The organism is Rhodococcus erythropolis NBRC 15567 (genome assembly GCF_001552595.1).
In the GTDB taxonomy this organism is placed as follows: Bacteria; Actinomycetota; Actinomycetes; order Mycobacteriales; family Mycobacteriaceae; genus Rhodococcus_F; species Rhodococcus_F erythropolis.
The window spans coordinates 16,765-36,499 of the sequence record NZ_BCRM01000018.1; the positions used below are offsets into that span (position 1 = coordinate 16,765).

Annotated in this window: 19 protein-coding genes; 7 read left to right on the forward strand and 12 right to left on the reverse strand. The window is 64.0% G+C overall.

From position 1 onward, the window contains the following. Positions 1 to 3: 3 nt before the first annotated feature. Together RE4_RS20940 and RE4_RS20945 are read left to right on the forward strand one after the other, a co-directional pair. On the forward strand, positions 4 to 2,340 hold the full coding sequence (locus RE4_RS20940) for a glycerol-3-phosphate 1-O-acyltransferase (RefSeq protein WP_020906768.1): 2,337 nt from the start codon (positions 4 to 6) through the stop codon (positions 2,338 to 2,340). After that, complete coding sequence (locus tag RE4_RS20945; RefSeq protein ID WP_019744387.1) at positions 2,337 to 3,770, forward strand: HAD-IB family hydrolase; 1,434 nt, start codon at positions 2,337 to 2,339, stop codon at positions 3,768 to 3,770. The genes RE4_RS20940 and RE4_RS20945 overlap by 4 nt, the downstream gene beginning before the upstream one ends. Here RE4_RS20945 and RE4_RS20950 read toward each other — a convergent pair. Genes RE4_RS20950 through RE4_RS20960 form a run of 3 tightly spaced genes read right to left on the reverse strand, consistent with a single transcriptional unit; the run spans position 3,750 to position 6,710 of the window. After that, positions 3,750 to 4,634, reverse strand: a complete 885-nt coding sequence (locus RE4_RS20950; RefSeq protein ID WP_019744388.1) for a sugar phosphate isomerase/epimerase family protein — start codon at positions 4,632 to 4,634, stop codon at positions 3,750 to 3,752. The genes RE4_RS20945 and RE4_RS20950 overlap by 21 nt on opposite strands. A 7-nt stretch (positions 4,635 to 4,641) precedes the next feature. Further along, a complete protein-coding gene (locus RE4_RS20955) occupies positions 4,642 to 5,760 on the reverse strand; it encodes an Rv0497 family membrane protein (RefSeq protein ID WP_042951192.1) in 1,119 nt (372 codons plus the stop codon). Then, positions 5,760 to 6,710, reverse strand: a complete 951-nt coding sequence (locus RE4_RS20960; protein ID WP_003941975.1) for a Ppx/GppA family phosphatase — start codon at positions 6,708 to 6,710, stop codon at positions 5,760 to 5,762. The genes RE4_RS20955 and RE4_RS20960 overlap by 1 nt, the downstream gene beginning before the upstream one ends. A 66-nt stretch (positions 6,711 to 6,776) precedes the next feature. Between RE4_RS20960 and RE4_RS20965 the strand changes: the two genes are divergently transcribed. After that, positions 6,777 to 7,562, forward strand: a complete 786-nt coding sequence (locus tag RE4_RS20965; protein WP_003941928.1) for a DUF3109 family protein — start codon at positions 6,777 to 6,779, stop codon at positions 7,560 to 7,562. Between the two features lie 71 nt (positions 7,563 to 7,633). On the opposite strand, the gene RE4_RS20970 is transcribed toward RE4_RS20965, so the two are convergent. The 8 genes from RE4_RS20970 to RE4_RS21005 all read right to left on the reverse strand — a co-directional run bounded on the left by RE4_RS20970 (position 7,634) and on the right by RE4_RS21005 (position 16,125). Further along, complete coding sequence (locus RE4_RS20970; protein WP_003942020.1) at positions 7,634 to 8,323, reverse strand: winged helix-turn-helix domain-containing protein; 690 nt, start codon at positions 8,321 to 8,323, stop codon at positions 7,634 to 7,636. Further along, positions 8,320 to 9,555 carry a sensor histidine kinase gene (locus RE4_RS20975; RefSeq protein WP_019744391.1) on the reverse strand — a complete coding sequence of 412 codons (1,236 nt, stop codon included), beginning with the start codon at positions 9,553 to 9,555 and terminating at the stop codon, positions 8,320 to 8,322. Before RE4_RS20975 ends, RE4_RS20970 begins: the two co-directional genes overlap by 4 nt. 162 nt (positions 9,556 to 9,717) lie before the next feature. Beyond that, positions 9,718 to 10,473 (reverse strand): phosphoglyceromutase, encoded by a 756-nt coding sequence (locus RE4_RS20980; protein ID WP_003941992.1) that lies wholly within the window; start codon positions 10,471 to 10,473, stop codon positions 9,718 to 9,720. 46 nt (positions 10,474 to 10,519) lie between these two features. Further along, positions 10,520 to 12,121, reverse strand: coding sequence for an AMP-binding protein (locus RE4_RS20985; protein WP_029254834.1), 1,602 nt, complete (start codon positions 12,119 to 12,121; stop codon positions 10,520 to 10,522). A gap of 139 nt (positions 12,122 to 12,260) precedes the next feature. After that, a complete protein-coding gene (locus tag RE4_RS20990; protein WP_060939281.1) occupies positions 12,261 to 12,758 on the reverse strand; it encodes a type III secretion system chaperone family protein in 498 nt (165 codons plus the stop codon). Then, the gene (gene mshA, locus RE4_RS20995; protein WP_020968926.1) at positions 12,755 to 14,083 is read right to left on the reverse strand and encodes a D-inositol-3-phosphate glycosyltransferase; all 1,329 of its coding nucleotides are present in this window, start codon (positions 14,081 to 14,083) and stop codon (positions 12,755 to 12,757) included. The genes RE4_RS20990 and mshA overlap by 4 nt, the downstream gene beginning before the upstream one ends. Before the next feature lie 42 nt (positions 14,084 to 14,125). Further along, the gene (locus tag RE4_RS21000; protein ID WP_029536763.1) at positions 14,126 to 14,953 is read right to left on the reverse strand and encodes an alpha/beta fold hydrolase; all 828 of its coding nucleotides are present in this window, start codon (positions 14,951 to 14,953) and stop codon (positions 14,126 to 14,128) included. Continuing rightward, complete coding sequence (locus tag RE4_RS21005; protein ID WP_020968925.1) at positions 14,899 to 16,125, reverse strand: MFS transporter; 1,227 nt, start codon at positions 16,123 to 16,125, stop codon at positions 14,899 to 14,901. Before RE4_RS21005 ends, RE4_RS21000 begins: the two co-directional genes overlap by 55 nt. A gap of 111 nt (positions 16,126 to 16,236) precedes the next feature. Between RE4_RS21005 and RE4_RS21010 the strand changes: the two genes are divergently transcribed. The 3 genes from RE4_RS21010 (at position 16,237) to RE4_RS21020 (ending at position 18,469) form a co-directional block, all read left to right on the forward strand. Then, positions 16,237 to 17,010, forward strand: coding sequence for a PIG-L family deacetylase (locus tag RE4_RS21010; RefSeq protein WP_019744397.1), 774 nt, complete (start codon positions 16,237 to 16,239; stop codon positions 17,008 to 17,010). A gap of 65 nt (positions 17,011 to 17,075) precedes the next feature. Further along, positions 17,076 to 17,468 carry a PaaI family thioesterase gene (locus tag RE4_RS21015; protein ID WP_003942017.1) on the forward strand — a complete coding sequence of 131 codons (393 nt, stop codon included), beginning with the start codon at positions 17,076 to 17,078 and terminating at the stop codon, positions 17,466 to 17,468. Further along, positions 17,465 to 18,469: a tocopherol cyclase family protein gene (locus RE4_RS21020; RefSeq protein WP_060939282.1), complete on the forward strand. Its 1,005-nt coding sequence runs from the start codon at positions 17,465 to 17,467 to the stop codon at positions 18,467 to 18,469. The genes RE4_RS21015 and RE4_RS21020 overlap by 4 nt, the downstream gene beginning before the upstream one ends. On the opposite strand, the gene RE4_RS21025 is transcribed toward RE4_RS21020, so the two are convergent. Beyond that, positions 18,435 to 19,304 (reverse strand): LysR family transcriptional regulator, encoded by an 870-nt coding sequence (locus RE4_RS21025; protein WP_020968922.1) that lies wholly within the window; start codon positions 19,302 to 19,304, stop codon positions 18,435 to 18,437. The genes RE4_RS21020 and RE4_RS21025 overlap by 35 nt on opposite strands. A 70-nt stretch (positions 19,305 to 19,374) precedes the next feature. Here RE4_RS21025 and RE4_RS21030 point away from each other — a divergent pair, with 70 nt between their 5' ends. Next, complete coding sequence (locus tag RE4_RS21030) at positions 19,375 to 19,734, forward strand: YybH family protein (protein ID WP_019744400.1); 360 nt, start codon at positions 19,375 to 19,377, stop codon at positions 19,732 to 19,734. The last annotated feature ends 1 nt before the right edge of the window (position 19,735 follow it).

The following is a 19,735-nucleotide window of genomic DNA, read 5'->3' on the forward strand; positions in this document are numbered from 1 at the left end:
GTCATGAGCGAGAACACGACCAACCCGCGCGTGTACCTCACCGAAACCATGACAGAGGCCGAAGCCGGCGTGCTGCGAAAGTGGCTTGCCGACAAGGCAACCTCATCCGAAGCTCGGCCGGTCACCGTGAACATCACCGACAAGACCCTTGCAGAACTGGCGGCTCGGACCGACGACCCGATGCTCGCACCGCTTCGCGTGGTGTGGATTCCGGACACCCATACCAAACACAACGTCGCGGTGCGACTGCGTGATGCGCTGGCACCACGCGATCCCCTCCACCCCGGACGCGGTGCGCAACGCAGAACCCTGCGCACCGACCCTTCACGGTGCCAGGTCATCGAAGGTGAGCCAGCACCACTGAGCGATCTCGAGCGTCGCCTCGAAAAGAGCGGTGGCGGTTCACTACCCGAGTTCATCCGACGGCAGGCCGCCCTCGCACTCGAGCGCGCCGAATTGGGCCTTCTGGGTGGCCAGTACAAGGTGTCGCGGTTCGTCGTCGACGAGATCACCGACACCCGCCGGTTCACCACCGAGGTGATGGCTTTGGCCGACCGGTTGAACATCGCCGTCGCCGAAGTCGACCGCCGCGCCCGTGAAGCTCTCGAAGAAATGGTTGCCACCCAGAGTCGCCAGGCCATCGCGGTGTGGGATCGCCTGGGCCGCTACTTCGCTCGCGCCTACAAGCTGGACGTGGACACGAGCCGCTTCGAGGAACTCCGTGAGCTGAACAAGGAACACTCACTGGTCTTCCTCCCCAGTCACCGTTCGTACCTCGATCCCCTCGTCCTGCGTCCGGCATTGATCGCGAACGGCTTGCCGCTCAATCACGTCATGGGCGGCCTCAACATCAGCTTCTGGCCCATGGGCTCGATCCTCAAGCGCAGCGGCACCGTCTTCATTCGTCGAAGCATCGGCAACGACGAGGTCTACAAGTGGTCGATGCACGAGTACATGCGCTACCTGCTCACCAAACGCTTCAATCTGGAGTGGTACATCGAAGGTGGACGCGGGCGTACCGGGAAACTACGCCCACCGCGCTTCGGTCTCCTGACCTACCTGACCAAGGCCTTTCAGGTCAGCGGCGCATCCGACGTGTACCTCGTCCCCGTCGCGCTGAGCTACGACCAGCTCTACGAGGTCGGGGCAATGGCTGCCGAGGCACTCGGCGCCGAGAAGACACCGGAAGGCCTGCGCTGGATGGTGGGTTACGTACGCGCACAGGGAAAACGCAACGGCGTCGCGCACGTGACCATCGGCCGGCCGCTCTCACTCGCGGACGCACTCAGCCAGGAAACCGATCAGCGCCTCGCCATTCAAAAGGCCGGCATCGAGGTGTGTCACCGCATCAACGAGGTCACGCCGGTGACCGTGTCTTCACTGGCGATGTTGGCGTTCCTCGGAATCGAAGACCGGGCGTTGACAGTTCGTGAACTCACCGCGATTCTCACGCCGCTGTTCGGATACATCACCGCGCGAAATCTTCCGATCGCCGGCGACGTCGAACTGTCCGATCCGCGTGTCATCGAGAAGGCGTTGCAGACACACGTCGATTCCGGTGTGCTCGAGCGCTTCGATCGCGGCGGCGAGCAGGTCTTCTACCTCGGCAAGGACCAGCATCTTGTTGCTGCCTTCTACCGCAACAACACAATTCACTTTCTCGTCGTGCGCGCCATCACCGAACTCGTGCTCCAGGCAGCCGTCGAAGAGCGGTTCGAGGATCCCGTCGGAGACGGTTGGGCCGAGGCCAAGCGCATCCGCGACCTGATGAAGTTCGAGTTCTTCTTCAGCGACCGGGACACGTTCGAGCAGGAGATGCGAACCGAGCTGACCCTGATCGATCCCGAGTGGGAAACCGTCATGGCCGCCGACAAACGAACCGAGCACATGATCGAGACGGTGCGGCCGTACCTCGCGCACCGAGTGCTGCAACCGTTCCTCGAGGCGTACCAGGTTGTCGCCGATCAGCTTGTGCTCGCGCCGATTTCGACGTCGTTCGACGAAAAGTCCTTCATCAGCAACTGCATCGACGTCGCACATCAGCGTCGCCTGCGGCAGCAGATCGCCAGCAACGAATCGGTCTCCGGTGAGTTGTTCGCCACTGCACTGAATTTGGCGCGCAACCGCAACTTGATCGAAGTCGACGACGACGGAGTCCGGGCCAGGCGCCTGGCGTTTGCCGCGGAGATCAAGGTCCAGGTCGAACGTCTGCGCCATATCCGAGCACTCGCGCATGCACGGCTCGATCAGGTGGCAATGCCCGTGCCCGACGCCGCAGCAGTAGTGACCATTCCAGAAGCAAATCGAGCGCCCGCCGAGAACGAGGAAGTAGGACTGTGACCGGACTCGAGCGTCTGCACTCCGCCATCGAAGCCGCGCCTCCCGGGCCCGGAACGATCGCCGCCTTCGACCTCGACGGCACGTTGATCAGCGGGTACTCAGCCAGCGTTGTGTACCGAGACCGCCTGCGGCGCTTGGATATCAGCGTCGGCGAATTGTTGCGCACCACCGGCGCCGCGATCGACACCCAGTTCCGTGGCGCTGATGTCGGAGCGCTGATGGACATCGGCGTTCGCGCCCTGGGCGGCCGTACCGTCGAGGAACTCAACGACTGGGGCCGACGGCTGTTCAAGCAGGAGATCGCCGCGATGATCTACCCGGAAGCCCGTGGGCTACTGGCGGCGCACCGGCGAGCCGGCCACACGATCGTGATGGCCACGTCGGCGACTCCGTTCCAGGCCAAGTACGTCGCCGAAGATCTCGACATCGAAGACGTGCTGTGCACCGAACCCGAAGTCGTCGACGGCATGCTCACCGGCGAACTGTCCTCGCCCGCTCTGTGGGGGCCGGCCAAGGCCAATGCCCTTGCGGGCTATGCCGAGAAGATGGGCGCCGACTTGAAGAACGCGTTTGCGTACTCCAACGGTGTCGAAGACGTCTTCATGCTCGAGGCCGTCGGGCGACCTGTCGCGTTGAATCCCGATCGTGGTCTGGCCAGGATCGCGTTGCGCAATCACTGGCCTTCGGTCAGCCTGCGTAAACCGCAACGAGGCGCAACACCGATCTCGACGATCCGAACGGCAACCGCCATGGGTGCGCTTGCTGCCACCGCCGCCCTCGGCGCGTCGGCGGGCATCGTCACCGGCAACCGTCAACTGGGTGCGAACCTGGTCGGCACCTACGGCCCCGACATCTCGCTCTCACTGCTCGGCATCGACGTCGAGATCGACGGCGAGCACAACGTGTGGGACCACCGCCCGGCGGTGTTCATGTTCAACCATCAGAGTTCCCTGGACATGTTGGTCCTGGGAACTGTGATCAAGCGTGACGTGACCGGCGTCGCGAAGAAGGAAGCGGCAAGCGATCCACGGTTCATGCCCGTCGGTGCACTGCTCGACGTCGCCTACATCGACCGCACCGACACCACAAAAGCGAAGGCTGCGCTGCAACCGGCAGTCGACAAGCTCAAGAATGGTGTCTCGATAGTCATAGCTCCGGAGGGCACCCGTTCTCCGACGCCACGCCTGGGCCCTTTCAAGAAGGGCGGATTTCACTTGGCGATCCAAGCCGGTGTGCCGATCGTGCCCGTGGTGATTCACAATGCGGGTGAACGGATGTGGCGCAATTCGCTTGTCGCCCATCCAGGCCCGGTCTACGTCTCGGTGCTCGATCCCATCTCGACCGAAGGCTGGGAGACCAAAGACCTCGACGCACACGTCGAGAAGGTACGCGCGCAGTTCGAAGCTGCGCTACTTGCCGGCCACCGCTGAGCGTGCCAGGTGCTCGCGTGCAAACGCGAGCGCCTGCGCCAGCATCGACGACCGCTCCCGCCGGGTGCGCGCGTTCTGCGTGTTGATCTCGATGACAGCCTGGCCGCTGAATTCGCTCGCAGCCAATTGCTGACACAACTCCGCGCACGGCTGTGAGCCATGCCCCGGAATCAGGTGCTCGTCCATCGACGCCCCGCGACCGTCGGCCAGGTGCAGGTGCTCGAGCCCCTTGCCCATACGGGAGGCCAACTCCAAGGCATCCATGCCCGCCGTCGCGGTGTGCGAAAGGTCGAGTGTGTAGTGAGCGTGATCGGAATCGGTCGGGTCGTACGACGGACTGAACGCGGACAACGCTGCCCCCGGACCACCACGCTTACGCAGACGCTCCGCGGATTTGTCCTTGCCGCCGAAGAAGCTGTCGGCGCGCATGGGGAACATGTTCTCCACCGCCACCACGACGCTGCTCTTCGATTCGAGATCGACAACCTGTTCCGCGAAGCCTTCGGCGTACTTGCGCTGCCACCGGAACGGCGGGTGGACGACCACCGTCGTCGCTCCCAAGGTTTCGGCAGTGCGTACCGAACGCTCGAGCTTCTCGACCGGATCGGAACCCCACACGCGCTGCGAAATCAGCAGACACGGCGCATGCACGGCCTGCACCGGAATCGCATACTTGCGAACGAGGGCAGCCACAGCACCGATGTCCTGACTCACGGATTCGGCCCACACCATCAGTTCGACACCGTCGTATCCGAGATCAGCGGCGTAGCGAAATGCTGCTTCCGTGTTCTCCGGATATACCGAAGCCGTCGACAAGCCGACAGCGATCGGCCGACGAACCATGCGCTGCGATCCCCCGATCATCGTCCGATCAACCCGAGGTCAACAAGAACGCCAGTGGACCGAGCGTCACGATCATGCCGACGACCACCGCGATCACGAAACTCGTGATGTCGTCCGTCTTGCGCAGAACTCGCACGACGGCCACCAAGCCGACGATCACGATCAGCGCGAGCACCAACGCCACCCACGGCAGCATGTCCCACAGCTTCTCGAAGCCCTTGAACATCGCGCCGCCGACGATCAGTGCAACAACCACCTGACCGGCAAGCACTGCCCATTCACGGATCGAGTTACGCTCGCCTGCCTCTTCCGCTGCCGGTTCGGCTTCGACATCGGACTCCGCGACGGCACTGGACTTTTTTGCACCGTCATCGACAGCCGGCGCCTTGACCAGATCGACCACGGCGGTCGATTCGGCCTCGCCGGCATCCGCGTCTGCGATCTTGTCGATCAGTTCGGTGCTCTCTTCCGGCGCGGCCGGAGCAGGAGCAGTCGGTGCAGGTGCCTTCACGACAGGAGTGGGGACACGCGGCGGCAGGATCGGCGGACGCAACGACGGCGACTGGGTTGCGGCGCGCTCCTGACGCATCAGATCGCCCGCCAGGGTCTGACCCGACAGCAGTGCTGGTTCCTGCGTTACCTGCGTCGGTGACGAGGAGTTGAGCGGTGCCCGGCTCACCCACTGTCCGGGCGAGGACTTCGAGGTCTGTCCCGGCGAAGGCGTGGAAGTCGGCTTCGGAGTGGTGACCGGCGGTGTGGCAACCGGCTTCGACTCGGCCTTGGGTGCCTGCGGCTCGTCATCGTCATCGTCGTCGTCGAACGAGACGGCGAAGGCGGCGGTGCGGTCGGCGGGAACCTTCGGTGCCGGTTCGGCTGACTTGGCGGTTTCCGCGACAGCCTCGGCCGGCGCAGAAGGTGCAGCGTTTTCTGGCGCAGCTGCTTCAGGCTGGGCTGCTGGTTCGTCCGACTCTGGCTCGGCGGCCGCGCGCGATCCCGACTGGCGAACGATCGGGATCTCACCCGTCAGTTCGGCGACGGAGATGCCACCGGCTACGCCGCGCCGGCGTCGTCCACCTCGGGATTCGACGCTCTGACCGTTCCGCTTGAGCAGTTCCGCTACGGAAATCTGCTGACTGTCCTCGGTCATCAAGCACTCACCACCAATTCACCGCCCATTTCTGTGTCGAGCTTTCGCAGAATCAGACCCTCACGCAGTGCCCAGGGACAAATTTCCAGTTCGTCCACTCCGAGCGCCCGCATGGTTGCCTCTGCGATGAGCGCGCCGGCCACAATCTGCTGTGACCGATCCGAGCTCACTCCTTCCAATTCTGCACGGTCCGCTGCCGTCATCCTGGATATGAAGGCTATGAGTTGCCTGAGTCCGCTGGAAGTCAGGGTCCGTTTTGCCCGGGGGCCTGCGGCAGAAGGGGCCGCGCCGGTGAGCCGAGCCAACGATCGGAAGGTCTTCGAGGTCCCGACCGTGCGGTCCCAGTCGCCGGCGGCGCGCAGTTCCTTGGCTGGTCCGACCAACTCCGCGTCCAGCCAGTCGCGCAATACAGCGACCCGGCGCTTGCCCGGCGGATCAGCCTGTAGCCAGTCGCGCGTCAACCGTCCCGCACCGAGTTGCAGTGAGAAGGCGACGTCCGGATCCTCGTCACCGCCTGCGGTGAGTTCGAGCGAGCCGCCGCCGATGTCCAGGTTCAGGATGCGTCCGGCGCTCCAGCCGTACCAGCGGCGCACGGCAAGAAAGGTCAGGCGGGCTTCGTCGACCCCGGAGAGAACCTCGAGATTGACTCCGGTCTCGGCGCGGACGCGGGCGAGCACAGCTTCGGAATTGTTGGCGTCACGGACGGCGGAAGTGGCAAAAGCCATCATTTCCTCGCACCCGGACGTCTTGGCGATACCGGCGAATTCGGAGACCGTCGACACCAACCGATCGGCCCCTGACGTGGTGATATCGCCGCGGTCGTCAGTGTTTTCTGCCAGCCTCAACGTGGACTTGGTCGAGCTCATGGGTGTTGGGTGGCCGCCCCGATGGGCGTCCACAACCAATAGATGGACGGTATTGCTTCCGACGTCGAGTACCCCTAGTCGCACATCGCCACGTTACTGGGTCTACCGTCGGCCCTTGTGACAGCAGGTAACCCAGACCGGTCCCACAAGATGACTCCGAGCCCCGAGGTCGATCTCGATTTCCCGCGCGAATGGGTCGAATTTGTCGATCCGGACAACTCCGAGCACCTCATTTCCGCTGATATGACGTGGTTGCTCTCGCATTGGACCTGCGTGTTCGGCACGCCGGCGTGTCAGGGCATCATCGGCGACCGCCCGGACGACGGCTGCTGCTCGCACGGCGCTTTCCTCTCCGATCAGGAGGATCAGGACAAGCTCGATGCGTCAGTGAAAATGCTCACAGCCGAAGACTGGCAGTTCATGGAAAAGGGTCTCGGCAAGAAGGGCTACGTCGAAGAAGACGACCTCGAGGACGAGCCCGCGCTGCGCACCCGCCGCTACAAAGGTGCATGCATCTTCCTCAACCGGCCGGGTTTTGCCGGCGGCGAGGGCTGCGCACTGCATTCCATGGCGCTCAAGAAGGGCATCGAGCCGCTCGAGGTGAAGCCGGACGTGTGCTGGCAGCTACCCATCCGCCGCACCCAGGACTGGGTCGACCGGCCGGACGGCGTTCAGATCCTCAAGACCACGATCACCGAGTACGACCGCCGCGGCTGGGGTGAGGGCGGCGACGACCTCGCCTGGTACTGCTCCGGCTCCCCCGACGCTCATGTCGGGGAGCGGCAGGTCTGGCAGTCCTACGGGCCGGAACTGACAGAGCTTCTCGGAAAGCGTGCGTACGACGAGCTGGCTCGCCTCTGCAGGCGTCGCGCCGGCCTCGGCCTCATAGCAGTCCATCCGGCGACCACGATCGCTCAGAACAAAGCTCAGGGCTGACTCCACGTAAACAAAAAGAATTCAGCCGCTCACACGATCGTGTGGGCGGCTGAATTCGTCTCGAGGTTCGATCACGCTTCGAGCTTGTAGCCCAATCCTCGGACCGTGACCAGGTGTTCGGGCTTGGCCGGATCCGATTCGATCTTCGAACGCAACCGCTTCACGTGTACGTCAAGGGTTTTGGTGTCACCGACGTAGTCGGCGCCCCAGACGCGGTCGATCAACTGTCCGCGGGTCAGCACCCGGCCGGAGTTGCGGAGCAGGTACTCGAGGAGGTCGAACTCCTTGAGCGGCAACGTCACCGGGTTTCCAGCGACCTGCACGACGTGACGCTCGACGTCCATCCGCACCGGTCCGGCCTCGAGCACCCCATTGTCGGAGGCGAGATCCGCCTCGTTCTCCACCCCGCGACGCAGCACCGCACGGATGCGGGCAATCAGCTCGCGCGCCGAATACGGTTTGGTCACATAGTCGTCCGCGCCGAGTTCCAGGCCGACGACCTTGTCGATCTCACTGTCACGCGCCGTCACCATGATGACGGGAACGCCGGAGCGCGACCGCAGCGCCTTGCAGACGTCGGTGCCACTCATGCCGGGCAGCATGAGGTCGAGCAGGACGATGTCCGCTCCGGAGCGATCGAATTCCGCCAACGCCGACGGTCCGTCGTTGACGATGGTGGTCTCGAAGCCCTCCTTGCGGAGCAGGAACGCCAGCGGGTCCGCCAAGGACTCCTCGTCCTCCACGATCAGCACACTCGTCATCGTTTGGCCTCCATGCCGTTTTCTCTACTGCCTTGTTCTCGTCTGCCGATCCGCGTGGAACCGGCGGTTCCCGCGTCGTCAGAGTCGATGTCGTCGTCCGACTCCACGTGTGCCGGTATCTGCAACGTGAAGGTAGACCCTGTTCCCGGTTTGCTCCACAGTTCGATGGAGCCGTTGTGATTGGCCGCGACGTGTTTGACGATCGCCAGCCCCAGACCGGTTCCGCCGGTCTGCCGTGACCGCGCCTTGTCCACGCGGAAGAATCTCTCGAACACTCGCTCCTGGTCCGCTTTCGCGATGCCTTCTCCTCGGTCGGTGACTGCGATCGCGACATTGTCGCCGCGTACCGACCGACTGACGGACACCGGAGAACCCTTGGGCGAGTATGCAATAGCGTTCTCGATGAGGTTGGACAATGCTGTGACGAGGAGAGTCTGATCCCCGAGTACTTCCAGCCCACTCGGATGGTCTGTGGTGACGGTGATCCCGGCGGCCTCGGCCGACAGATTCGACCTCGACAGTGCCTCGGACACCACGGTGTCGACGTCGACCACGTCGAGATCCGGCAGCTTCTCGGCGCCCTGGAGGCGCGAGAGTGCGATCAACTCGGTGACCATCTTGCCCAGACGAATCGACTCGCCCAGCACCCGTTCGCCGAAGTGCCGCACCGATTCCGGGTCGTCAGCAGATTCGAGCAGTGCCTCCGCGAGCAAACTCATCGCACCGACCGGCGTCTTCAGTTCGTGGCTGACGTTCGCGACGAAATCGCGTCGCGTCGCCTCCATGCGGACCTGCTCGGAATCGTCGTCGGCGAACAGGACCACGAAATTGCGATCGTCCTTGCTGAGCAACCGGGCCGTGCCACGTACCGCGATCTTGTCGCGGCCGCGCTGAGCGGTCTGCGCCGTCAGATCGACCTCGACGGCTTGGCCCGTCCGCAGAACTTCCTGAGCAGCCCGCCAAGCTCGCTCGTCGACCAGACGATTCTTGACGAGGCCGAGTTCCTCGGCGCGAGGGTTGAAGAGCACGACGTCGTGGAAACCGTCGACGACGGCGATACCGCTTTCCGAAGCCAACACGATGAGGTCGAGAACCTGAGACATCGTGAGCCCGGTCTGTTCGTCCGAGCGCTGACTCTGGCGCGACGACAGCCTGGGCACCAGCACCCCGCCGACGAGGTAGCCGACCAAGCCGGCGACCACGACCAGCAGCACTGCAATCACGACACTCACGGCGCAATCGTACGTTCGCGCGAAGTGTCGGTTACGGCGGGTTCGGACGTTCCCGCCCGCGTAATCCGCCAGGTGGACGGCGTTGGTTCGTCGTTCATCTGTTGTTGGCCGAGGCCCCCCGAAAACACTGTTCGGGGGGCCTCGACGCACATCATCGGGTTGCTACTTTCCGCCCTGATTCGCCACCGCGGCGGCACCGGCAGCTGCGGCCTCCGGATCCAGGTAGGTGCCGCCGGGATTGAGCGGCTTCAGGTTCTCGTCGAGGTCGTAGCGCAGCGGGATTCCGGTCGGGATGTTCAGGCCCGCGATGTCCTCGTCCGAGATGCCGTCGAGGTGCTTGACCAGTGCACGCAGCGAGTTGCCGTGTGCGGTGACCAGCACGTTCCGGCCGGCGAGCAGCTCCTGGGAGATGGTGTCCTCCCAGTACGGGATCAGACGCTTGACGACGTCGAGCAGGCACTCGGTCAAGGGAACCTCGTCGAGGTTCGCGTACCGGGGATCGGTGTCCTGGCTGTACTCGCTGCCGGCTTCGATGGCGGGCGGCGGGGTGTCGTAGCTACGACGCCAGAGCATGAACTGCTCGTTTCCGTACTCTTCCTTGGTCTGCGCCTTGTTCTTGCCCTGCAGAGCGCCGTAGTGGCGCTCGTTGAGACGCCAGTCGCGCACTACCGGGATCCAGTGGCGATCGGCGGCGTCGAGTGCGAGGTTGGCCGTGCTGATCGCGCGGCGCAGCAGAGACGTGTAGAGAACGTCGGGCAACAGGTTGTGCTCGGCGAGCAGTTCGCCGGCGCGCTTGCCCTCGGCCATGCCCTTGTCTGTCAGGTGTACGTCCACCCAGCCGGTGAACAGATTGAGTGCATTCCATTCGCTCTCGCCGTGGCGGAGCAGGACCAGGGTTCCGATACTCATGGCGTTCATCCTGGCACGAGTACCGGAACCCTTCTTGATCAACCCTGTCCGGAAATCAGCTCGGGGCTACTTCCGCAGTTCGCAGATCCTTGCGGAGGATCTTTCCGGCCGCGGATTTCGGCACGGTACTGATGAACGAAACCTGGCGAACCTTCTTGTGCGGCGAGACGCGCTCGGCGACGAACGAGATCACGTCGGCTTCGGTCAACTCGGCGCCGTCCTGGAGCACGACGAATGCCTTCGGGACCTCTTCGCCCTCTGCGTCGAGCACGCCGATCACGGCGGCGTCGGCGATCTGCGGGTGGGTCAGCAGCAAGGCCTCGAGTTCCGCCGGGGGAACCTGGTAGCCCTTGTACTTGATCAGTTCCTTGAGGCGGTCGACGATCTTGACGACGCCGTCGCCGTCGACGGTCGCAATGTCACCGGTGTGCAGGTAACCGTCGTCGTCGAGGGTGTCCTTGGTGGCCTGGTCGTTGCCGAGGTAGCCGAGCATGATGTTCGGGCCCTTGCACCACAGTTCGCCGGGCTCGCTGACGCCGTCCGAGCCGAGAGCCGGGTACGCGACCTCTTCGCCCGTTCCGGGGTCGACGAGCTTGCATTCCATGTTGGCGATGGTCGGACCGCACGTGTCGAGGGCGATGTCGTCACGATCGAAGGGGATCGCGTGCGAGACCGGGCTCATCTCGGACATGCCGTAGCCCTGGCGGACGTGGCAGTTCAACCGGTCGGCGACGGCCTTGCCGAGTGCCGCGTCGAGCGGGGCCGCACCGGAGAAGATGGTGTGCACGCTCGAGAGGTCGTACTGATCGACGAGCGGGTGCTTTGCCAGCGCGACGGCAACGGGCGGTGCGACGAAGATGTACGTCGACTTCTGCTCGGCGACGATCCGCAGGAACTCGACGAGATCGAACTTCGGCATCGTGATGAGGCTCGCGCGGCGGTAGAGCGCAGCGTTGAGCAGGACAGTCATGCCGTAGATGTGGAAGAACGGCAGGACCGCGAGAATCTTGTCGTCGGTCTCGATGCCCATCCGCGGAATGATCTGGCAGACGTTGGCCACGAGGTTCCGATGGGTCAGCATGACCCCCTTGGGTCGGCCGGTGGTGCCAGACGAGTACGGCAGCACCGCGAGCTGGGTGGCCGGATCGAAGGAGACCTCGGGCGCCGCTGCGCCCTCGCCGAGCAGATCTCGCAGCGACAGATGGCCTTCGGCACCGTCGAGCACGAAGACGTTCTCAGCCGGGATACCGACCAGGTCAGCAGCTGCCTTTGCCTGAGGCAGGAGCGGCGAGACGGTGAAGAGGAACTTGGCCTTGGAATCGGTGAGCTGCTTGGCGATGTCCTCGGCGGTGTAGAGCGCGTTGATCGTGGTCGCGACGCCACCGGCACGAAGGATGCCGTGGAAGACGGAACCGAAGGCCGGGACGTTGGGCGAATGCAGCCCGACCACGTCGCCGACGGCGAGTCCGCGCGCTGCGAGAGCGCCTGCAACGCCGTTGATCTGTGCGATCAGCGAAGCGTATGTGGTGACTGCGCCCGAACTGCCCTCGACGAATGCCGTCTTGTCGAGGTCTGCGGGGTCGGTATTTCCGAACAGGAAGTCGTAGACGCTGAGGTTGGGGATTTCAACGTCGGGGAACGGACTCTTGAAGCTCACTGTGCTCCTCGAAAAGTTGCGCGGCGGGGTGGTGTGACCAACTTACTGTGACTCACGGGAACAGTATTATTCCGTGACGACAGTCACAAGTAAAGGTCACTTTACGTGACACATCCGCGATGTGTCTCACCCCGCTCGATCAGCTCTGCGCGGGCTCCTCCTCGATGAGGTGCTTGAACGGTTCGAGATTCGCCAGCGACTCGCCTCGCGACACCCGCCACGCCCACTCACGCTTGATGGACGAGGAGAAGCCGAGTTCGAGGATGACGTTGAAATCGCCGTCGGCGGCTTCGAGAACCTGACCGAGCACTCGGTCGAGTTCATCGCCGGTCACGGCATGCTCCGCGATCTTGCCGACCAGGTAGATGTCCCCGACCTTGTCGAGTGTGTATGCCACCCCGTACAGACGACGGTTGCGCTTGAGCAGGAACTTGTAGACGCCTTCGAAATTCTCGTCCACCTTGCGGCACACGAAGGCCTCGACCCGCACACCGTGATTGCCGACGGTGAGCAGAGTCGACGTCTTGAGTTTGTGTTCACCGGGAAGTTCGACGATGAAATGCGCGTCGTCTTTTCTGTTGAATTCGAGTTCGCGCTCGGTGAGAGCCTGCTCGATGGTGTCCGAAATGCTGCTCATGTACGCACTCCCCCGGTCCGGCGCAGACGCCACAGACCCCGCGCACGGCGGGGCGAGAAGTCGCTTGGACCGGTTCCGTTGTTGTAGTTGACTGCGGCTTTGCGATAGCTCTCGAGCAAACCGTCCGCGGTGTGTTCCCACGAGAAATTCTCGGCGTGACGCGGTGCCTGCGTGGCGAGTTCGGCCAAGCGCGTCGGCGCTGTCACCAAAGATTCGAGGGCGCCGGCCCAGTCTTCGGTGCGGTGTCCTTGAACCAGCAGGCCTGTCTCCCCGTTGCGTACGGCTACTCCCAGTCCGCCGACGTCGGCGGCGATCACGGGAGTTCCGCAGGCTTGAGCTTCGATGGCGACCAACCCGAAGGACTCCGAATAGCTCGGCACCGCAACCAGATCCGAGGCACGGTACACATCGGCGAGACGCTCCGGTGCCTGCGGCGGCAAGAACGTCACCTGCGCGGTGATGCCGAGTGATCGTGCAAGTTCGATCAGCACGTCCGGCCGCGCGAGACCAGTTCCGGACGGTCCACCGACGACGAGGATGCGCAACGGCAACCCGGGGCTGCGGCTGATCACTTCGGCGGCAGCACGCAGCAGAACGTCCGGCGCTTTGAGCGGTTGGATGCGGCCGACGAAAGTCACGACGATCTCGCCCGGGTCCAACCCCAACGACGCGCGGGCGGAATCGCGATCGCCCGGTCGGTAGCGGGTGAGATCGGCGCCGGGAGCCACGACGTCGATACGCGTGGGATCTGCGCCGTACAACTCGTGCAGCGCCTTGGCTTCGTCGGTGGTGTTGGCGACCAGGCGATCGGACTCGGCGACTACTTGCTGCTCGCCGATCTGACGTGCTGCCGGCTCCGGGGTGTCTCCATCGGCAAGCGAAAGATTCTTCACCGCCGCGAGGGTGTGGGCAGTGTGTACGAGGGGGACGCCCCAACGGTCGCGAGCCAGCCAGCCGACCTGCCCGGACAACCAGTAGTGCGAGTGGATCAGGCTGTAGTACCCGGGCTCGTGTCGCGCTTCCTCCCGTAGAACGCCCGCGACGAAGGCACACAGTTGAGTCGGCAGATCCGCCTTGTCCAGCCCTTCGAAGGGACCAGCTGCGATGTTCCGAACCCGCACTCCGGGAGCGGCGTCCACCACGGGCGCGTCGGCCGAGGACGTCGCGCGGGTGAATATCTCCACCTCGACGCCACGTTTGGCGAGCTGAATCGCGGATTGCAGAACGTAGACGTTCATCCCACCCGCGTCACCGGTGCCGGGTTGCGCCAATGGCGAGGTGTGGACCGAGAGAACGGCCACCCGGCGAGGGCGCGAAATGTGCATGGGCGTCACGACTCCATACTGCCCCCTCACCGGGCGCGAACTCTAACCGAGGCTCGAGATGAAGGTTCGCACTTCGGACACGAATCGTGTCGGATCCTCCACGAACGGGCCGTGATTGCAGCCTTCCCAGTACGACGCCTGGGACTTGGGAATCAGTTCCTCGGCGTGCTTACCTGCACTCACGTCGACGACGGAGTCCTCGGTTCCGTGCAGAACGAGAACGGGGATATCCAGGTTACGAAGCAAGTCGTCGTGACCGACAGCACGGTTGAACAATGCTGCTCGTACCCGCGGACGGGTCGAGAGGCTGTACCCGAACAAGGCCTGCGACGCTGCGCCCTTGCCCTCGGGTGGGCCGGTGAGAGCGTTGCCGAAAGCGCCGAGTGCCCTGATCGCCTCGCGGGGATCTTCGGACATCGCGCCGGGAACCGCGCTACGCATCGCCGAGCCGACCTTGCCGCCCTTCTCACCGCGGCCGATGCTGGTGATCGCACCGACCAGAACCGCACCCGCCACCGCACCGGTTCCGTGCGCTGCCAGATAATCGCAGATCACCAGACCGCCGTACGACCAGCCGAGCAGTATCGCGTTCTCGGCGACGCCTTCTGCCGCGAGAACAGCCGCGACGTCGCCGGCCCAGTTCGCGGAGTCGTCGTATCCGGTTTCGGGAGCATCGGAGTAACCGTGGCCGCGCAGATCGACAGCGATCAGGCGGTAGTCCGCAGCCAGGTCCGCGAGGACCTGCTCGCCCCAGCACTGCGACGACTGAGCCCAGCCGTGCAGCAGCACCAGCGGGGTCCCCGCCGAATTTCCGGTTACTCGATAGACGATGGACGTGCCGTCGACGCTGACGGCTTCACGAATAGACATGCCGTCACGATAGAGGCTGCGACTGCAGCGCCGACCGCGAGCATGTACGCCGACGGGACGCCGTACCGGTCGATCAGTTGCCCGGCCAGCGCAGACCCGAGCGCCACGCCGACGCCGAGGCCGGTGACCGTCAGGGTCATTCCCTCCGTGAGCTTTTCCGGGGGGACGATCTGTTCGACCAGGGCTGTCGCGATGATGAGCGTCGGTGCGACGGTCGCGCCCGCCAACACGTATGCGCCCGCGAGTGCGGCCACGTTTCCGACCAGGAGAAGTGGGACGCTGAGAACGGCGACGGCGGAGGACGCGATCATCAACTGTCCGCGCAGTGATCGCGCCGGGTGCATCGACCCGAAGATCAGTCCCGCGATTCCCGAACCGCCGGCGAACAGCGCGAGGACCAGCGTCGCGGATCCCGGCGAATTCTGTTCCTGGGTGAACGCGATGGCGCCGACGTCGATGACGCCGAAGATCGTTCCGAGCATCACCATGATCACGATGACGATCCACATCACGTGGTTACCGAGAACCGACCGTCCGCGGCCGGGTCGGCGCGGATGCACCTTCGGTTCGGTTCCGCGCTGTATGACCAGCAGCAGGGTTCCGGTGACCAGCAGAATCAGTCCCGCCAGCGGTCCGGCCTCGGGAAAGAGCCCGATACTCAGGCCGACCGAAATGACGGGGCCCGCCACGAAACAGAGTTCGTCCACCACGGATTCGAAGGCGAAGGCGGTGCGCAGCTGAGGTTTTCCGACATAGATCGCCACCCACCTGGCGCGGATCATCGCGCCGATCGTCGGGGTGGCGCCGCCGGGGACGACCAGAACGAAAAGCAGCCAATCGGGAGCTTCCATCCGCACTGCGAGCAGGAGCGCCCCGATCGCCGTGACGCTCACGGCTGCGGCAATCGGCAGGACCGCACGCTGTCCGAAGCGGTCGACCGCACGTGAGACCGCGGGCGCGATGATCGCCGACGACAGCGCGAAAACTGCGGCGAGCGCGCCGGCGAGCGCGTAGTCACCACGAAGTTGCGAGATCATCGTCACGATTCCGATGCCGATCATGGCGATCGGCAGCCTTGCGACAAATCCGGCGGCCGAGAAGGCGACCGAACCGGGGGCGGCAAAGATCTCGCGGTAGGCGCTCAGCAGGCCTTTGTTGGTGGATTCGCTCATGTCAGCTTCTCGTGCACTGAACAAGGTTCACAGAGCCGAGGCCGACTCGACAAATCGTTTTCACTGTGCGCTCGGGTTGACCTGTCGGTAACTTGCCTTACGATTGCGCGAATGAGTGTCCTGGTGTGTTTCCACGCCCATCCCGATGACGAAGTTTTCACTACGGGTGGCGTGATGAGAATGGCCGCCGACGCAGGTCACCGCGTCGTAGTCGTCACCGCTACCGACGGTGCTCTCGGTGAATTCCCCGACGGCCTGTTGGACGAATACGAGACGTTGGCTCAGCGCCGCAGCCGTGAACTCGAGGCGTCCACCGACGCGTTGGGCGCCAATCGCGTCGTGTCCCTGCATTACCCGGATTCGGGGATGGTGGGTACGCCCGAGAACGAGAATCCGGAAGCGTTCTGCAACGTCGACGTCGAGAAGGCCGCCGAGCGTCTTGCCGAGGTTCTTCGTGAAGAGAACGCCGATGTCCTGACCATCTACGACCCCAACGGCGGATACGGGCACCCGGATCACATCCAGGTCCACCACGTCGGCGTCCGGGCTGCAGAACTCGCAGGCACGCCGTTCGTCTACGAGGCGTCCACCAACCGCGATCACATGAAGATGCTGATGCAGGCCAACCCCGAGTGGACCGAAGAGGCGCAGCCGCCGGACATCGAATCGTTCGGGCTTCCCGCAGACCAACTCACCACCGCCGTCGATGTCAGTTCGGTGATCTCGTCCAAGCGCGCGGCCATGTACGCGCACGCAACGCAGGTCGGCGATTTCGGCCCGTTCCTCGAAATGCCGACGGAGCAGCTCGCCGCGGCATTCGGCACCGAGTGGTTCCGTCGCCGCAACGCGCCGGAAGGTCTGTCCGAAACCGCCCTTCCCCTCTGAAGTCACCGCCCTCGATAAACCGAAGTCCCGACGGAGGTTTCGGCGGCTCGTTACCATCGGTAGGCATGGACCTCGAACAACTTGTCGCGAGCATGCCTTTTGCAGTTCACACCGGAATTCAGTTGGACAGCGCGGCACCCGAACAGGTTGTCGGCCATCTGGATTGGGACAGCCACCGCACCACCGCCGGCAACGGAATGCACGGCGGCGCCTTGATGACGCTGGCAGACAGCGTCGGCGCCGTCTGTGCATTCCTCAATCTTCCGCCCGGTGCAAGCACTTCCACCACCAGTTCGTCGACCGTGTTCACTCGCGGGGTGCGCAAGGGCACGGTCACCGCAACCGCCCGGCCACTGCATGCGGGGCGCAGCACCGTCGCGGTCGTGACCGAGATTCGCGACGACGAGGGCCGCCTCGTCGCTCAGGTCACCGCATCACAGGCAGTACTGGGACCGTGAAGCGTCCCGCGTACCGCGCCTCGGGTGCCACCCTGCCGTACGGCAATCTGCTTGCCTCCCATGATGTTGCGATGGAGGGTTACTTCTGGCGATTCACGATGCCAGGCAGCGGACGGGTGGTGATCGCGCTCGCCGGAATCAACAAGTCCGACGGCGGCAACTGGTCGACGCTCGGTCTCGCGGCGCATCCAGGCGGATTCCTCCGTACCGCCGAACATCCGAGCGGATCGGCCGATCCACGGATCCTGGGGGCCTACGCCGACAACGCTTTCCGCGGCAATGCCGATCGACTGCAGGTCGATTTCGGCGACAGCCATCTCGACGTACGGATCAGCAATCAGCGATTCTGGCCGCATCGCCGCTTCGGGGGATCGAGCTACTTCCAATCAGTTCCCGCACTCAATCAATACTGGCATCCGTGGCTGCTCGGCGGCCGGGTCGAGGGAAGCGCCGTCATCGACGGGCAGAACTGGGATCTCACCGGGGCACAGGTGTACGGCGAGAAGAACTGGGGAAAGGGAGGATTCCCGGAATCCTGGTGGTGGGGACAGGCACAGGGGTTCACCGATCCTCGAGCCTGCGTGGCGTTTGCCGGCGGCCAGGTCAGCGCCGGACCTCTGCGCACCGAAGTCACCGCCGTCGTTGCCGCGCTACCGGACGGAACGGTATTGCGGCTGGGTAATCCGCTGACGTCACAGGTGGAGACGACGGTGTCCGACGATCGCTGGACTCTTCGCGGCTACAGCCGGAACTGGAGCGTCGACATCGACGGGACCGCGCCCATCGCCGACGCACATATTCTTCCTGTTCCGATACCTGCCGAGCGTCGAAACGTGCCAGGAGCGCTCGAGCATCTCGGTGGAACCATGTCGGTCATCGTCCGCCGGCGCGGCACCATAGTCTGGAAGGACAGGTCACGGTTGGCTGCTCTCGAGCACGGCGGATTGGATCGGGCGCAGGCCGAACTCACTCGGCGGGAACAGCTCTCGCAAGATCGATGAGAGCAGAGGCCGCCGGATTCTTGCCGCCCGACGAACGCCAGACCAATTCCAGCCGAGATCGTGCTTCCGGTTCGAGATCGATCCGATGCAACTCCCCCACTGTCGACTCCGGAAGCACGGCCATTCCCAGCCCCTGCGCTGCCAATGAAACGATGATGCCGAGGTTGCTTGCCTCGAGCGCAACCGTCGGCTTGGTGCCGGCGGCGGCGCACGCGAAGTCCAGACACGTTCTGATGCCGGTTCCCTCCGGCAGACAGATGACCGATTGCGTCGCGAGTTCGGCAAACGGCAGAGACGACACCTCGGCCAGCGGATGATCGGCCGCCACTCCGGCCACCAGTCGTTCGTCGGTGATCACCCTCGATTCGAGCCCTTCCGGCAGCTCGCCCGCCACCCCGATGACGGCTATGTCGAAGGTTCCGTCCAACACTCCGGCAAGCAAACTGCGCGAATCGTCCTCGGCCAGCGAAATGTCCAGTCCGGGGTGTTTGTTGTGCAACCGACTGAGCAGATCTGTGAGGTCGGCGGAAGCGCAGGCGGTGACCATCCCGACCGAAACGGAACCCCGAACCAGTCCGTTCAAGGCATCGACAGCGTCGCGGGTGCTCTGAACGGAAGCAAGTGCAGCGTAGGCGTGCGGGAGGACAGCTCGCCCGGCGTCGGTCAGACAAACGGTCCGACCACTACGATCGAGCAATTCCTGCCCCAACTCACGTTCGAGCCGTTTGACCTGGGCACTCACACCCGGTTGGGCTACGTGAAGCCGCTCGGCGGCGCGAGTGAAGTTGGCTTCCTCCACTACCGTGACAAAGTATTCGAGCTGCCGAAGTTCCATAACTGCTAATTCTAGCTGCGAGACAAACTAGATCTTGGACTTATCGCCGGTGTGGTAGAACGATGGAAGCATGACAACAACAGATGACGTTCAGAAGGCCGGAACCCCGGAAGACATCGCAAAGCTTTTTGTGCAGTTCGCCAACGCTGGTGACGCAGACGCCGTCGCCGCACTCTACGAGGAGGATGCGGTGATGGCCTTCCCGCCCGGATCCCTCACCGTGGGTCGCCAAGCCATCCGCGAGGTGATCTCTCAGATGCTGGCAGCTGCACCGAGATTCACCGTCGAGGAATCTCTTCCGACGGTGATCAGCGGCGACCTCGCCATGACCTCGACCAAACCTTCCGACGGAACCGGCGGGCGCACGCAGGTCGCGCGCCGCCAGTCCGACGGATCATGGTTGCGAGTCTTGGATCGACCGGAACTCTGAC

Excerpts from the sequence above, each read along its gene's own strand:
- RE4_RS21025 (WP_020968922.1), bottom strand. The coding sequence starts at position 19,304 with ATGGAACTTCGGCAGCTCGAATACTTTGTCACGGTAGTGGAGGAAGCC.
- RE4_RS20980 (WP_003941992.1), bottom strand. The coding sequence starts at position 10,473 with ATGAACGCCATGAGTATCGGAACCCTGGTCCTGCTCCGCCACGGCGAG.
- RE4_RS20940 (WP_020906768.1), top strand. The coding sequence starts at position 4 with ATGAGCGAGAACACGACCAACCCGCGCGTGTACCTCACCGAAACCATG.
- mshA (WP_020968926.1), bottom strand. The coding sequence starts at position 14,083 with ATGCACATTTCGCGCCCTCGCCGGGTGGCCGTTCTCTCGGTCCACACC.
- RE4_RS21005 (WP_020968925.1), bottom strand. The coding sequence starts at position 16,125 with ATGAGCGAATCCACCAACAAAGGCCTGCTGAGCGCCTACCGCGAGATC.
- RE4_RS21030 (WP_019744400.1), top strand. The coding sequence starts at position 19,375 with ATGACAACAACAGATGACGTTCAGAAGGCCGGAACCCCGGAAGACATC.
- RE4_RS21010 (WP_019744397.1), top strand. The coding sequence starts at position 16,237 with ATGAGTGTCCTGGTGTGTTTCCACGCCCATCCCGATGACGAAGTTTTC.
- RE4_RS21000 (WP_029536763.1), bottom strand. The coding sequence starts at position 14,953 with ATGTCTATTCGTGAAGCCGTCAGCGTCGACGGCACGTCCATCGTCTAT.
- RE4_RS20955 (WP_042951192.1), bottom strand. The coding sequence starts at position 5,760 with ATGACCGAGGACAGTCAGCAGATTTCCGTAGCGGAACTGCTCAAGCGG.
- RE4_RS20990 (WP_060939281.1), bottom strand. The coding sequence starts at position 12,758 with ATGAGCAGCATTTCGGACACCATCGAGCAGGCTCTCACCGAGCGCGAA.
- RE4_RS20970 (WP_003942020.1), bottom strand. The coding sequence starts at position 8,323 with ATGACGAGTGTGCTGATCGTGGAGGACGAGGAGTCCTTGGCGGACCCG.
- RE4_RS21015 (WP_003942017.1), top strand. The coding sequence starts at position 17,076 with ATGGACCTCGAACAACTTGTCGCGAGCATGCCTTTTGCAGTTCACACC.
- RE4_RS20950 (WP_019744388.1), bottom strand. The coding sequence starts at position 4,634 with ATGATCGGGGGATCGCAGCGCATGGTTCGTCGGCCGATCGCTGTCGGC.
- RE4_RS20965 (WP_003941928.1), top strand. The coding sequence starts at position 6,777 with ATGACTCCGAGCCCCGAGGTCGATCTCGATTTCCCGCGCGAATGGGTC.